The sequence below is a fragment of the Kordiimonas sp. SCSIO 12610 genome (assembly GCF_024398015.1).
In the GTDB taxonomy this organism is placed as follows: Bacteria; Pseudomonadota; Alphaproteobacteria; order Sphingomonadales; family Kordiimonadaceae; genus CANLMI01.
The window spans coordinates 3,300,003-3,313,919 of record NZ_CP073747.1 but is presented as its reverse complement, the minus strand read 5'-3'; the positions used below and the strand labels follow the sequence as shown (position 1 = coordinate 3,313,919).

At 43.8% G+C, this 13,917-nt stretch carries 12 protein-coding genes; 6 read left to right on the top strand and 6 right to left on the bottom strand.

Annotated elements, in window-relative coordinates; genetic code table 11:
* Positions 1-102 precede the first annotated feature (102 nt).
* The 3 genes from speB (at position 103) to KFF44_RS15230 (ending at position 5,679) form a co-directional block, all read left to right on the top strand.
* Entirely contained in the window at positions 103-1,011 is a 909-nt protein-coding gene (speB, locus tag KFF44_RS15240; protein WP_255935801.1) for an agmatinase, read from the top strand.
* A gap of 266 nt (positions 1,012-1,277) precedes the next feature.
* The gene (locus KFF44_RS15235) at positions 1,278-4,349 is read left to right on the top strand and encodes a TonB-dependent receptor domain-containing protein (protein ID WP_255935799.1); all 3,072 of its coding nucleotides are present in this window, start codon (positions 1,278-1,280) and stop codon (positions 4,347-4,349) included.
* Positions 4,350-4,506: 157 nt separating this feature from the next.
* The gene (locus KFF44_RS15230; RefSeq protein ID WP_255935797.1) at positions 4,507-5,679 is read left to right on the top strand and encodes an aspartyl/asparaginyl beta-hydroxylase domain-containing protein; all 1,173 of its coding nucleotides are present in this window, start codon (positions 4,507-4,509) and stop codon (positions 5,677-5,679) included.
* 16 nt (positions 5,680-5,695) lie between these two features.
* Here the strand turns inward: KFF44_RS15230 and KFF44_RS15225 are convergent, their stop codons facing one another.
* Positions 5,696-5,920: a SlyX family protein gene (locus tag KFF44_RS15225; RefSeq protein ID WP_255935795.1), complete on the bottom strand. Its 225-nt coding sequence runs from the start codon at positions 5,918-5,920 to the stop codon at positions 5,696-5,698.
* Positions 5,921-5,984: 64 nt separating this feature from the next.
* Positions 5,985-8,852, bottom strand: a complete 2,868-nt coding sequence (locus KFF44_RS15220; protein WP_255935793.1) for a pitrilysin family protein — start codon at positions 8,850-8,852, stop codon at positions 5,985-5,987.
* A gap of 217 nt (positions 8,853-9,069) precedes the next feature.
* On the opposite strand from KFF44_RS15220, the gene KFF44_RS15215 reads away from it, so the two are divergent.
* Positions 9,070-9,624: a PEPxxWA-CTERM sorting domain-containing protein gene (locus tag KFF44_RS15215; protein ID WP_255935790.1), complete on the top strand. Its 555-nt coding sequence runs from the start codon at positions 9,070-9,072 to the stop codon at positions 9,622-9,624.
* Between the two features lie 80 nt (positions 9,625-9,704).
* Here the strand turns inward: KFF44_RS15215 and KFF44_RS15210 are convergent, their stop codons facing one another.
* Entirely contained in the window at positions 9,705-10,817 is a 1,113-nt protein-coding gene (locus KFF44_RS15210; protein WP_255935789.1) for a cystathionine gamma-lyase, read from the bottom strand.
* Positions 10,818-10,913: 96 nt separating this feature from the next.
* On the opposite strand from KFF44_RS15210, the gene rluA reads away from it, so the two are divergent.
* Positions 10,914-11,564 (top strand): bifunctional tRNA pseudouridine(32) synthase/23S rRNA pseudouridine(746) synthase RluA, encoded by a 651-nt coding sequence (gene rluA / locus KFF44_RS15205; RefSeq protein ID WP_255935788.1) that lies wholly within the window; start codon positions 10,914-10,916, stop codon positions 11,562-11,564.
* 65 nt (positions 11,565-11,629) lie between these two features.
* A complete protein-coding gene (locus tag KFF44_RS15200; protein WP_255935787.1) occupies positions 11,630-12,145 on the top strand; it encodes a histidine phosphatase family protein in 516 nt (171 codons plus the stop codon).
* Between the two features lie 67 nt (positions 12,146-12,212).
* Here the strand turns inward: KFF44_RS15200 and pspC are convergent, their stop codons facing one another.
* From pspC to pspA, 3 genes are read right to left on the bottom strand one after another with little or no spacing between them, the layout of a single operon-like run.
* Positions 12,213-12,599 (bottom strand): envelope stress response membrane protein PspC, encoded by a 387-nt coding sequence (gene pspC / locus KFF44_RS15195; protein WP_255935786.1) that lies wholly within the window; start codon positions 12,597-12,599, stop codon positions 12,213-12,215.
* Positions 12,589-12,813 (bottom strand): envelope stress response membrane protein PspB, encoded by a 225-nt coding sequence (gene pspB, locus KFF44_RS15190; protein ID WP_255935784.1) that lies wholly within the window; start codon positions 12,811-12,813, stop codon positions 12,589-12,591. The genes pspC and pspB overlap by 11 nt, the downstream gene beginning before the upstream one ends.
* A gap of 27 nt (positions 12,814-12,840) precedes the next feature.
* The gene (pspA, locus tag KFF44_RS15185) at positions 12,841-13,554 is read right to left on the bottom strand and encodes a phage shock protein PspA (protein ID WP_255935781.1); all 714 of its coding nucleotides are present in this window, start codon (positions 13,552-13,554) and stop codon (positions 12,841-12,843) included.
* Positions 13,555-13,917 lie beyond the last annotated feature (363 nt).

The following is a 13,917-nucleotide window of genomic DNA, read 5'->3' as shown; positions in this document are numbered from 1 at the left end:
ATACTCACTAGAAATTATTCAATTATTGATCTGCTGGACTGTTATAGTTGAATTGTTTATCAAACAACCAACTTTGATACGGATGCTACATGAGGTCGATATATGCAACGCGATGTAAAAGAAGTGGTCATCGAACTTAGTCAACCAGACGAACTGTATTATTGCGCCTCATCTACGCCAACTATTAGGGAAAATTCACTGCACATATTGGGGTTTGGCTTCGATGGCACCGCGTGTTTCCGAAAGGGGGCTATCAAAGGACCAAATGGTATCAGGGAAGTGTCTGACGGTATAGAATCCTATTCGCCGTACTTGAATGCAGATACTGAAGATCAAGCTTTTTATGACCTAGGAAATTTACAGCTTGGTAATGGTAATATTGAAGCGCAGTGGCAGAGCGCAACAGATGATTTCGAAAGGCAGTTCTCAGATATTGATTTAGCGAAGAATGGTGTAAAACTTTTAACGCTTGGGGGCGAGCATTCTATCTCGTATGCTCCGATCAAGAAGTATCTGCAAAATTACCAAGATCTTGTTTTGATTCATTTGGATGCGCACGCTGATTTACGAGATGGTTACGAGGGATATCATTATTCTCATGCCTCAATCATGCGGCGTTCGTTGGATCATTTTGGCCCTAAGCATGAGTTAATCCAGTATGGCATTAGATCAGGCACACGTGATGAATATCAATGGATGAATGCCAATAATAGCCTAATGACATCTCGAATGGATTTCTTGGATAGGGTTTCATTGGTCGAGCCAGAGCGGCCAGTTTATTTAACACTTGATCTGGACTATTTTGACCCTAGTTTTTTTCCGGGAACTGGTACGCCCGAGCCCGGAGGCGAGGATTTTCATTCATTCATTAGTTTGATGAAAATTCTACGTGGGAAAAATCTTGTTGGGGCAGATGTTGTGGAATTGGCCCCGGACATAGACCCAACGGGTAATAGTAGTGTATTCGCCGCGAAAGTCGTGCGTGAATTAATTGTGACCATGACTCATTGAAATTTTATATAATATACTGTCGTTTATAGTATTAGTTTATATATAATTCGATAAGTTTTCTGCCAAATTATATATTAACGATGACTAATGATCACAAAATCTATGCATTTGATCACAATTATGTCACTAAACTGCAACAGTTTATTTCCAAAGTTTAATTATAACCTTTGTTTTAATTACTTTCTATCTATTCCTCATATTCAATTTGTAAAATGATAGTAGCGTTCTGAAACGAATTTTCGGAAATTACTCAGGAGGAATAAAAAGTGGGATTAGAAATTAAAAAGCACTTAAGAACAAATTTGCTCTGTGGTGCATCGGTGGTAGCCAGCATGTGTCTGGGAATCACAACGGCTTCTGTTGCACAGGATGATGCAGTTACGGATGATGAAGTAGAAGAAGTTGTCGTAACTGGTTCACGTCTTAATGTGAATCAAAACCTTACTGGTGCCGCACCGGTACTGACTGTTGGTTCAGAAGAAATTGATGTCCGTGGTACAATTCGTATTGAAGACCTTATCAACGTTTTACCTCAGGCATTTTCTGGACAGGCTAGTGAAGTATCAAATGGTGCTTCTGGTACATCAACGCTGAATTTACGTGGTTTAGGCGCTATTCGTACATTGGTTCTTATTGATGGTAAACGTCTCCCGTATGGTGCATCTGGCTTTGCGCCGCCAAACCTTGATCTTGTTCCAACTCAGCTTATCGAGCGTGTTGACATATTAACTGGTGGTGCATCAGCCGTATATGGATCTGACGCTGTAGGCGGTGTTGCCAACTTTATTCTTAAGCGTGACTTTGAAGGCATCGAAATTGATGCTCAGGCGGGTTTTGCGCAAAATGGTAACAGTGTTCCGTTTTTTGAGCAGGTTCTTGCAGCCAGTAATATTGAAGCGCCAGGAAGTGTTACAGACGGCGAACAAATCTTTGTATCCTTGACATTGGGTGCCAATACTGACGATGGCCGCGGTAACGTGACCTTGTTTGCTCAATATGAGAATCAGAACGAGATTGTCGGTGCAGACCGTACAATTTCAGCTTGTACACTTGGCGCATCTTCTAACCCAGTGACTTCATTTGGAGGCTTTGGTTGCGTAGGTTCTTCTAATTTCCGCCGTTTTGCCAACTTTGGTCAAGGTGCGGCGATCCGTGCAGCAGGAAACGTAAGTGATGTCTTCCAGCAAGAGGATGGTACTTTGACACCATTCGTTGGTGGTCCTGCAGAAACTTTCAACTTTGGCGCTCTTAATTTCTTCCAGCGTCCACAAGAACGCATAACTTTGTACTCTCGCGGTCATTATGAAATTTCTGACTCGCTCGAAGTTTATGCTGATCTTGCGTATGTTGATAACCAATCTGACGCGCAAATCGCACCAACGGCAACTTTTGGTACATCTCAGTGGACAATTAACTGTGACAACCCATTCATCCAAGGTGGTCAAGGCCCTAATGGTGAGGGTGCATCGTTGTTTGATGTTTTCGGTTGTAGCCTTCCGGACGCAAATGGCAATCTGCCAACAGAAGTTTCTGGATTATTTGCTTCTCACCGTAATGTTGAAGGCGGAAACCGTAATTCTTTCTTGGCTAACCGTGCGTTTCGTATAGCTGGTGGCTTCCGCGGTACAATCAATGATCGTTGGGATTTTGACTTATATGGTCAATTCTCTCGTACATCCGATGAGTCTATTGCTACAGAAGATTTCATCATCGACAATGTACAACAAGCATTCTTGGTAACAACTGATGAAAATGGCAATGCAGTTTGTATTGACCCATCTGGTGGTTGTGTACCTTTCAATATTTTCCAACGTGGGCCTAACGGTGAAAGTCTGGTTACCCAAGAAGCTCTCGATTTTGCTACAGGCGTTGGAATTGTGACCGGTAACACTGAACAGGTTGTTGTCGGTGCCAATATTCAGTCTGATCTGGGCGAATATGATATCAAATCTCCTTGGTCTGATGCTGGTGTCGGTTTCCTCGTTGGTTTCGAGTGGCGCGATGACAGTCTCGATCAACGCCCAGACCAAATTAGCCAGATTCCTGGTGGTGGCTTTACCGGTGTTGGCGGTGCAACTCTGCCTGTAGAAGGTTCGATTTCAGTTTGGGAACTTTACACAGAGGTGCAAATACCACTTGTTACTGATGCACCTTTTGCAAAGGAGATCTCATTGAATGGTCAGTTCCGTTATTCTGATTACTCTACAGATGGAAACGGCACTCAGAACAACTTCGACACCGAAACTTATGGCTTGCAACTAACATGGGCACCAGTTGAAGATATTAACTTCCGTGCTCAGTATCAGCGTGCAGTTCGTGCACCGAATGTGATTGAGCTGTTCACTGGTCAAAATACTGGTCTGCCAAACTTGAACGCAGCCGGTACTAATGCAAATGGCGTTCAATTGTTTGACCCTTGTGCATCATCCGCTCCGATTGCTTCAGCAGCAGCATGTGCGAATACTGGTGTAACTGCGGCTCAGTTTGGTAACGTTCCTGACGTAATTGCCGGACAAACACAAAGTATCACAGGTGGTAATCCTGGTCTTTCTCCTGAGAGCTCTGATACATTTACTGTTGGTTTGGTTTTCACACCTCAGGCTGTTCCTGGTTTATCTGTAACAGTTGATTATTTCGACATCACTGTTGATGACTTCATCACTGCGGGTATTCCGGCACAGGTAGTGTTGGACAACTGCCTAGCAACTGGTGATGCAACTTTCTGTGACCTGATTACCCGGGGTGCAGGTGGTACGTTGGCTGCTGGTGGCCCAGGTACTGGTTTCCAGTCAACTAACCTGAACATTGCGAATCTTGAAACTAGCGGTATTGACTTCCAAGTGCAGTATGCTTTTGATCTTGCTGATGTTGGAGCAGGTGACGTTGGTCAAATTCGTATCGACTATGCAGCAACGTATCTAGATACATTCGACTTTACGCCATTCCCTGGCGGTGACCCTGTTGTATGTGCTGGTGCTTTCGGTAACTCTTGTGTGGCTCCGGTTAATCCATCATACCGTCACCGTGCACTCTTTAGCTGGGATACTCCGTGGGATCTCACGACAACTGTTACATGGCGTTATTTCAGTGGTACGGACAATCAGTCTGCTACAGCACCTGACATAGATTCTGAACTGCCAACGGTTCAGTATGTTGACCTTGCAGCTAATTACCAGTGGAATGAAAGATTGAACTTCCGCGCTGGTGTGCTGAACGTGTTTAATCGTCAAGCGCCTGTTAGCATTGGTGCTGGTCCTCCACTAGGTAACAACAACACTTTCCCAACAACTTTCGATACTGGAAGATTCTTCTTCTTCGGCGTTAACTACGCGCTCTAAATCTAAGTAGGAAAGTAAATATATTTATGGGCCTTCGGGCCCATTTTTTTTACTTTATGTAGAAGTAGATGGTTGTTAACAAATAGTATTTTCTTAGTTTATTTATGCGAGTTATTATTCTATCGTTCTATCGCTTGATCGTGATAGAGGATTTCTTTTGCAGCAAAATAATATCAATCAATCAATTCAAAATGGCTTACAGGCGCTTCAAAGAAATGCGCCAGGTGAAGCACGGGCTATTTTCCAGGGTTTGATAAAACAGGGCATACAGAATGCCTCCATTTGGCTCGCGCTCGGGCTGGCATGTCGAGACCTTGGAGATTTCGCAGCTGGACAGTCGGCTGCAGATAAATCAATAGAGCTAGAGCGGCGTAATCCGAGGGCTTATATCTTAAAGGCAGATTTGTACTATGATCAAAATGATCACCAATCAGCCGTGGCTTTCTATAGAATTGCTTTAAATAGTAGCCCTCAAAACACGCAAACCCCAGAAGACCTGAAGGTTCAGTTGTCGAGGGCGCAGAAGCGATGTGATGATATTCTGGCAAATTATACAGATTACCTCAATGGAATACTTCATGATGATATGAAAGCAGCAGGTATTAGTGCCAGACGAGCCAAATTGTCGCTTGATATCATGACGGGTCAAAAAACGCCGTATACTCAGCAGCCTCAAACATATTTTTTCCCAGAGCTTCCTGATATTGGATTTTATGATCCTGTGGATTTCGCTTGGGTTTCTGAATTGGAAGCAAAAACTGATATTATTCGTACGGAATTAGAAGGTGCTATTCAACAAGTACCGCAAGATTTTTCTGCATACTTACAAGGAAGCGATGACCGACCGCAGAATGATTTTCACGGAATGAAAGGTAGCGATAGTTGGAGCGCTTATTATCTATGGAAAGACGGTGAGTTAGTAGACGGTGCTGCCGTTCAATGCCCAGAAACCGTTGCTGCCATGAAGAAGATCAAGTTTCCCGAAATGCAGGGCAGGGCGCCAAATATTTTATTTTCATTGTTGAAGGCGGGTGCAAAAATACCACCGCACAATGGCCTTATAAACACGCGGTTGATTTGTCACTTACCGCTTATAGTTCCTGAGGGTTGTGGTTTTCGAGTTGGGAATGACATCAGAGAATGGCAAGAAGGTAAAGTGTGGTTGTTCGATGATACTATAGAACATGAAGCATGGAATAATAGCGATCAGGATCGATATATCTTGTTATTTGAGGTGTGGAAGCCAGAATTGTCATCGATAGAGCAGGAATTGGTTGCAAAAATTCTTGAGTCTGTTGATGGCTATTCTTCAGCCAGTCAACCTGTGTAATTTGCGTATCAATGTATCAATAATGTGGTGGTTTCTGGATGCCACCGGTGTCTGATGTTTCCAGTTCATATAATTGATCGTCAAGTTTTTGAATTTGTAGCTTCAGTTTATCAATTAACTTCCATTGTTCTGTGACTACACTATTCAGATTATCAATGGTGTCTTGCTGGAACATTATTTTGGCTTCAAGTTCATCTTGTCTTGACACTAATTCATGAAATTGTTGGTTTTTGTCAGTCATTATTTTGTCTGCTGTTAAATAGATATCGGGCGATTAGGCCCGATATCTTTGGGGTTCTTCCAGTTTATTTGTTTAGTAAAATGGGGGTTCCATACCCAAGTGTACTTAGTCTGTCTAACTGCGTTGCAGCGTCACCTACCACAAGATAAATCATTTGATCTGGTCGAATGTGCGCTTCAGCCAAGCGCTGTACTTCTTCAACCGTCAGGTCACGAATGGTTGAGTTTTGGGCAATCACATAATCATAGGGCAAGTTATATGTGCTGATGTTACGAAGTAGGCCCAGTTTGGCATTTGGTGTCTCAAAGGCCCGGGCTTTACTTTTTAACTGAAACCCTTTTGTTACCGTTAGGTCCTGCTCCGTAAAGGTATTGCCGTAATTGCTAAGAATATCCTTCACGAGCATTGTTGCTTCAAGGGTTATGTTACTTCTAACACCAGAAAAGATCGTAAATTCTCCCTGGCGTTTTGTCCCTGAAAATTGTGATCCAATGCCGTAAGTATATCCTTTACCTTCCCGTAATTCTTGGGTCAAGCGGGAAGCGAACCCGCCGCCGCCAAGCCGGTAATTCATAAGTGTAGCAGCATAAAAGTCTTCGTTCGTCCGCTTTAGCGCAGGATATCCAAATCGAATTATTGACTGTTTCGCACCAGGGACATCATAGAAATATACTTTGGATGCGCCTAACGGCTGTGGTGTTGAATAGTTCGGAATAGTCACGTCCCTCGACGCCCAACGAGACGACAGACCTGCGAACTTTTCTACCAATGCTGTTTTGCTTACATCACCAACAACATGCAATTTAGCAACGCTCGGTGAAAAATATGTCTGATAATATACCTTTAGGTCATCAAGAGTGATGTTTTCAACGCTCTCCTTGTTGCCAAGAATGTTTCGTGAAAGGATATGATTTTCGCCGTAAATTAATGTCGCAAAAGCATTGTCAGCAATGGCATTAGGATTGGATTTTTCCTGTTCTAATTGATTTAAAACCCGAAGTTTTGCCAGCTCAAATTCTTGCTCATCCCAGCGTGGCTCCAAAAGTACCTCTTCAAAAATTGCGAGTGTTTCATCAAGATTTTTTGCAAGTGTCGTGCCGGAAATTCGAATAGACTCAGCGGTTGCTGTAACCGAAAGCTCGGCACCTAATGCTTCGATGGCTTCTTCAAGTTCTGCGGTCGTACGGTTTTTTGTACCTTTTTGCATAAGTTCGCCAACAAGGTTAGCGACCCCAACTTTGTTCAGGTCATCCAGCAACTGACCCCCTTCAATTGTCAGGTCAAAGCGAACCAGCGGAAGTTCGCTATCTTCAATGCCATATATTTTTAGGCCATTTGAAAGTGTGTTTTCCCAAATTGCAGGGACACGCAAAATTGGTTCTGGACCATATTCTGGCTCGATTGTGCGATCAAAAGAAGATGGTGTCCGTTCATACTCTGCCGTGATAGAAGCATCGAATGTCTCTTCAGCGCCTTGCACGATTTGTTCTTCAACAATTTCTGCTTGTGTTGATCCTGATAACACTAAATCGGCTTGTCCTTTTGGAACTGTGCTCACTGCAACATAATTCTTGTCTTTGATGTAATCGGTGTAAACACGCATAACATCTTCGCTTGTTACGGCTTGGATATTTTTGATGTCATCGTTAATAAACCCGGGGTCACCAGCAAAAATATCATATTGTGCAAGCTGAAATGCTTTACCAAGAACACTTTGGATACCACTATAGAAGTCGACCTCTGCACCCGCTTTTACGCGAGCCAAATCTGTTTCGGAAATACCATTAGTCTCAAAGTCAGCAAACGCTTCATCGATTGCGGTTTGGACATCGTCCAGTTTGACGCCGTCAAACGCCCTGACACCCAGCATTGTTTGCCCTGCCAGTTCGGAATTACGATTGAACATAAAAATTGTCGTTGTTAACTTTTTATCGTCAATCAGAACCTTGTTAAGAGGGGCGTTTTTGCCTTCCGACAGATACGTAATCAAGATATCAAGGGCATAACTATCCTTGTGATATTGGTGAACGCCCGGCCATGTTAGTAAAAGTTGAGGTGTCCGGGCAAAATTATCTTCATAGAAACGTTTTTTTGTCTCTGAAAGACTGGCGGGTTGTTTGTCTTGTCGACTGATATCTTCACCGCGTTTGATTTCACCAAAATATTTCTCAACCCAAATTTTTGCCTGTTTTGGATCGAAATCACCCGCAATTGTCAGTGTAACATTATTGGGGACATACCATCGGCGGAAGAATTCTTTTACGTCTTCAAGTGTTGCATTTTGAAGATCCTCCAGTGAACCAATAACCTGCCAGTTATAGGGATGGCCCTCGGGGTACAGGTTCTTGTCAACTACATAGAACGTATGACCATAGGGCTGGTTGTCTATACCTTGACGTTTTTCGTTTTTCACCACCTGTTTTTCTTTGGCGAGCACAGGCTCTGTCACAGTATTGATAAAGAAACCTAGCTTGTCGGCTTCTGCCCATATCATTTTCTCCAGTGCATCATTTGGTACAGTCTGGAAATAGTTGGTGCGATCACGACTTGTAGAACCATTCGCCCCCGAACCGCCAATTCGTGCACTGAGTTTATCAAGGCCACCTTTGCCGAGATTTTCAGATTCGAGGAATAATAGATGTTCAAATAAATGCGCAAAACCAGTACGCCCCGGTTTTTCGCGTGCTGAACCGACGTGGCTTGTTAGGGCAACAGCGACAACAGGATCGGACTTATCAATATGCATCACAACCTTAAGGCCGTTATCCAATGTGAATTGTTCAAAACTGATCAATTCGTTTTCGGTTGCGTTCGCTGTAGTTGCTTCGGTTACAGCATCTGGTTTAGAGTTCGTGTCTGATGCTTCATTACCGCATGCTGTTAGCAGAGCAATTAAGCTAGTTACTACAGCGGCGTTTTTTGCCCATTTCATGTGCATTTCCTCGCTTTTATATGTGGCCTTCAACTATGAGTCGAAACATATTTGAATTTGAGTTCGATAATAACTGATAAAATAAGTATTTGTATAATATAATAAATAATAGTTTAGGTAGAAAATATATGACTCTCGATTTAATATATGTTAATATAATATTAACAAAATTTAGAAAAATAAAATAGATAAATATACAGACTGAAAGGAGCGCAAAATGACAAGCTTCATGAAACGATGTGTCACTGTTTTCTTGTCACTCATGTTTGTTAGCACGATGGCAAATGCTGCTGTCACTTTCTCAATACAGCCCGGTAATGATTCACTTTCTGAAGTGATCGGCCTTTTAGATGATGCGCCCGATGATCTTGAGCAGATTGGACGCTTTAATGTGGGTGAAGGTTTTGAGGGCGCGCCATTTGAAATTAGTTTTGACTCTGGCCTAAGTGGTTCTTGGCATATAGAGGGATTTGATGTTTTCGCGGTGGTTATTAAGGGTGGACCTGATTACCTCCTCGTTGATTATAGTTCAATGGGCCCCGTCGACTGGGATAACTGGTGTACGGATGCTAGTTGCTTTATTAGTGGCGTAACAGCGCCCACATTACTTCCACTATTGGTTGGCAGTGGAAATAATCCTGCTCTCAGTCACTTGACATTATATGGCACCCGTTCTGTATCAACGGTGCCTGAACCAGCAACGTGGCTGATGATGATCCTTGGTTTTGGCCTCTCTGGATTGGTGCTTCGTAGAAGATACGCTGTAGCCTAATACAGCTATATTTATACAGTTTTACTGAAGAAGTGACTGGCCTGCTTTCGATAGAGGGCAGGCATTTTCTTTTGGTTGCACTAAATTTGATCTAGTGACTGCTCGATATCGCCAATGATATCCTCAATATGCTCGATACCGGCGCTTAGGCGGATTGTCCCTTCTGGAATATCATCAGTACCCCAGCGCGCCCGTCGTTCTGCGATTGTATGTACGCCGCCAAAGCTTGTCGCATCAGTAATCATGTTTAGGCGCGCCATAAATCGATCCGCATTCTCGCGGCTACCAAGGTCAAATGTCACGATAAATCCAAAATGGTTCATCTGTGCCTTCGCTAATGTGTGCGACGGATCATTCGCTAGGCCAGGATAGCGTAGGGATTGAACTTTTGCATGGTTAATCAAGTATTCGGCAATGTGCTGGGCGTTTTTAACTTGTCTTTCCAGCCTGACATCAAGCGTTTGTATGCCGCGGTCTACAAGCCATGTTTCCATGGGGCCCGGGATGCATCCAGAAAGCTTTCGCCAATCGCGTATTCGGGTGATGGCATCAACATTGTTTGAAGCGACATGGCCAAACAAGATATCGCTATGACCATTCAAGGCTTTCGTGTCCGAGGACACGGAAAAATCAGCACCAAGCTCAAGCGGGTTTTGCCCTAATATTGTGGCTGTTGTATTGTCGATGGCAACCAGCGCCCCACTGGAATGTGCTCGTTCACAGACTTTTTGGATATCACAAATATCAAGCATTGGATTGCTTGGGCTCTCGATAAATACCAGTTTGATCCCTGTGAAATCTGTCTCAGCCATATCCTTGGTTGCGGCTAGCTTTAGCATCACGCCATACCGCGAAAGAAATTGTTCTACATAGGCACGTGATGGATAATAGCCATCGCTGGGCATCAAAACTGTATCACCGCTTTCAAGTATAGTTGTTAAAACGGCTGCAATCGCGCCCATACCAGAGGGGAAAATCACGGTCTCTCCGCCTTCTAGACTGCTGAGCTTTTCCTCTAAATGATGCCATGTAGGATGATGAAAACGCCCGTATTGGTATGGTGCATCGCTTGGCATGCCGTGGGTGTGAAATGTGCTTGAAAAAACAGGGCCCGGCATCATGGGTGCACCCTGACGTTTATCAGTATGTGCTGAATGTACAGTTTTAGAAGACGGTTTAAGATGATCTGTCATGAGAATTCTTTGCATTTTAAATTCACGGTAGATTAGTTGATGCATAAATTTATGCAAACGGTATAAGCATCAAAAGAATTTGAGAATGCTAATTTAATGTTTGACTATAATCCGCCGACAGATCCCTTGCTGCAAATAGTCTATCAGGATGATGACATCATTGTCCTGAACAAGCAGTCTGGATTGTTATCTGTTCCCGGTAAACATGATGATCACAAGGATTGCTTGGAGAGCCGGGTACAGGCAGAATTTGTGGGGGCCAGCACTATCCATAGATTGGATATGGATACGTCTGGATTATTGGTTATGGCGATGCACAAAGACGCGCATCGTTATATTGGATACCAGTTTGAACATCGTTTAACATCGAAAACATACATTGCTCGGGTATACGGCAACGTTAAAGAGGATAGAGGTAGTATAGATTTGCCTTTGATTTGCGATTGGCCTAACCGACCCAAGCAGAAGGTAGATCATGATAATGGCAGGTCCGCGCTAACGCATTATGAAGTTATTGATCGAGGCGGGAATGAAACCCGTGTGAAACTTACGCCTGTAACCGGGCGTTCCCATCAGCTTCGGGTTCATATGCTCGAACTAGGGCACCCAATTCTGGGTGACAGGTTTTATGCGGACGGTGAGGCGCTTGAAATGGCGCCCCGTTTGATGTTGCATGCAGAAGCGATCACCATTCGCCACCCATCGACAAAACAAATGATGACATTCAACGCTGGCACGCCATTTTAAGGCGCTTATTTGCCCTGATACTGCCAGATTTGTTGTTATAATAATTCAAGTTTAGGGAGGTAATCATGAGTTTTATCAGAAATATATCATTAGCTTTAAGCGTATTCTCGGTATCTTTGCTGTTTATCGCTACTACCACGGAAGCCCAGCATACTATTTATTTGGTACGACATGCAGAAAAACAAACAGGATACTCAGACCCATCGCTGACCGATCAGGGTAAGGTACGCGCTGAGGCGCTCGCTGAATATTTAAAAGACAAAAATATTACCGCTGTGTTTTCAAGTGATTATAAACGCACTTTGGAAACTGCCGCCCCAAGTGCTGAGCAAGCCGGGGTCGCGATTAGAAAATATGACCCTCGTGAACTCGCTCAAATGAAAGGGCAATTATCCCTTCTGAAAGGGGCAACGCTTGTTGTCGGACACAGTAATACAACTCCAAAGCTGTTTAATCTACTGACTGGCCTCGAATATAGCGATTTGGAGGAGCATCAGTATGATCATATTTATATTGTGAAAACGATTGTGGGCGGTGAGGTTAGCCATGGAATTCAATATCTGGAGCCACGGACGCCTTAGTGTCTAAAAAAGGGCGGTAGAACCGCCCTTTTTCTTGTTTCCTCGCTGAGTATCTGTGTACTTCTTTTTAGTCTTCGAGTGCTTTAAGCTCTCGCTCTAGTCGGAATCTTTTACTTGTCATGTAAGATTCCATTTCCGTTGTCCGCCGCTCGATGTCGCGGAACCGGCGCCGTAATTCTGCGGCACTATATTCAGGGGCCTTTCTGGTTTCTCTCCAGAATGTTTCTTCTTCTTCATCCTCGTATAGGTCCGCAGGTTTTGGGTCCAATACAAAGCCCGTGATTATGTAACCAATTACAAAAACACCGATGCCAGTGAAAATTGCGCCGAATACAATGAGTAACCTAACGGCCGTGACGTTGATGCCGAAATAATCGGCCAGGCCAGCGCACACACCCATAAACATTCCGTCACGTGGGTTTTTGTATAATTTTGTGGCGCTATTACGTGTCATGGCGACTTCTCCAATCCGGTACTTCATTGTCAAGAATACGTTCCATTGACCTTAGGCGGTCTTCCAATCGGTCCGATGCCCGGCGTAGGTCATTGAACGATTCTTCATCTTCAGCTGTCAGGCCCTTCATCGTTTTCCATTTGGTTACATAGTGGAATATGATCCAAAGGGGGATTACTACGACTACTAATAATATCGGAACAGCATCATCCATTTTTATGTCCTCTCCTGATTATTGTTATTATTTAGAAGCAGATTTCTTTGATGCTTTCTTTTCCGCCTTGTTATCATTTGCACTTGCCGCTGCCTTTGCTTTCAGTGCCTCAAGTTCCTTTTCAATTTCATCCGTTGTCTCTAGGGACTGGATGGTATCTGCAAGGGACTCGCCTTTGCCAAGTTCATAAGCTTCCGCTTCGCCTTCAATACGGTCCAAGCGTTGCTCGACTTTGTCAAAACGATCAAATGCATCCTGAATACGGTTGTCATATAGGTTCTTACGAACACGAACATGATTGGTTGCAGTTTTCTGACGTGCTTGGAGCGTTGCTTTTTTGGCGCGCGCTTCACGAAGTTTGGCGTCTAGTTTAATGACATCCTCTTCGTGGCGGCCAAGCGCTTCTTTGAGTTGCTCTAGCTCAGCTTTAAGGTGGTCAGCCATGTCTGCGACTTTCGATTTCTCGATGAGTGCACCTTTGGCGAGGTCTTCCCGTCCTTTAGAGATGGCCAGTTCGGCCTTTTTCTCCCAGTCGGCCTGAGCATTGTCGAGGCGCTTTAGGCGGCGTTCAACGTCTTTTTGATCTGCGATCGCTTTTGCCGCACTTGATCTAACTTCGATCAGGGTTTCTTCCATTTCTTGAATGACCATCCGGATGATTTTGTCTGGGTCTTCGGCTTTATCCAGAATGGCATTGATGTTGGAATTAATGATGTCGGTTAGACGAGAGAAAATACCCATTAGGTTATCCTTTCTTATTGTTTCCTCGCATGTGTCCCGGGCTTATTGGCCACTTTTTGGGACCTGATGCACGATCAGGTGTTAGCTGCTTAGATTATGAAAAACGTTGGTTGTTTATTGATGAAGAATGCTGCTTGGCTACAGTTTCATTATAACTCTGTGATGTACGTTTCAGAATAGCCATGCATGCCATTACATTGTCTATATCACGGTCCACTTGGTGGATGTTTTTGAAAACTGAATTTAGCTGCGTCATCGGGTTCATTTGTTGGTCCTCAGTTTCTCGAGCTGTCTTTTCTTTATTGTTTAAGTTCGCTGTCTTTTTTCAGCCTCTTCGGGCCGATGTGCCTTTTATTGCATTCA

Bases quoted from the DNA above. Each gene is read 5' to 3' on its own strand.
- pspB (WP_255935784.1), bottom strand. From the start codon at position 12,813: ATGGATGATGCTGTTCCGATATTATTAGTAGTCGTAGTAATCCCCCTT.
- KFF44_RS15220 (WP_255935793.1), bottom strand. From the start codon at position 8,852: ATGAAATGGGCAAAAAACGCCGCTGTAGTAACTAGCTTAATTGCTCTG.
- KFF44_RS15210 (WP_255935789.1), bottom strand. From the start codon at position 10,817: ATGACAGATCATCTTAAACCGTCTTCTAAAACTGTACATTCAGCACAT.
- KFF44_RS15215 (WP_255935790.1), top strand. From the start codon at position 9,070: ATGACAAGCTTCATGAAACGATGTGTCACTGTTTTCTTGTCACTCATG.
- KFF44_RS15225 (WP_255935795.1), bottom strand. From the start codon at position 5,920: ATGACTGACAAAAACCAACAATTTCATGAATTAGTGTCAAGACAAGAT.
- KFF44_RS15200 (WP_255935787.1), top strand. From the start codon at position 11,630: ATGAGTTTTATCAGAAATATATCATTAGCTTTAAGCGTATTCTCGGTA.
- rluA (WP_255935788.1), top strand. From the start codon at position 10,914: ATGTTTGACTATAATCCGCCGACAGATCCCTTGCTGCAAATAGTCTAT.
- pspA (WP_255935781.1), bottom strand. From the start codon at position 13,554: ATGGGTATTTTCTCTCGTCTAACCGACATCATTAATTCCAACATCAAT.
- speB (WP_255935801.1), top strand. From the start codon at position 103: ATGCAACGCGATGTAAAAGAAGTGGTCATCGAACTTAGTCAACCAGAC.
- pspC (WP_255935786.1), bottom strand. From the start codon at position 12,599: ATGACACGTAATAGCGCCACAAAATTATACAAAAACCCACGTGACGGA.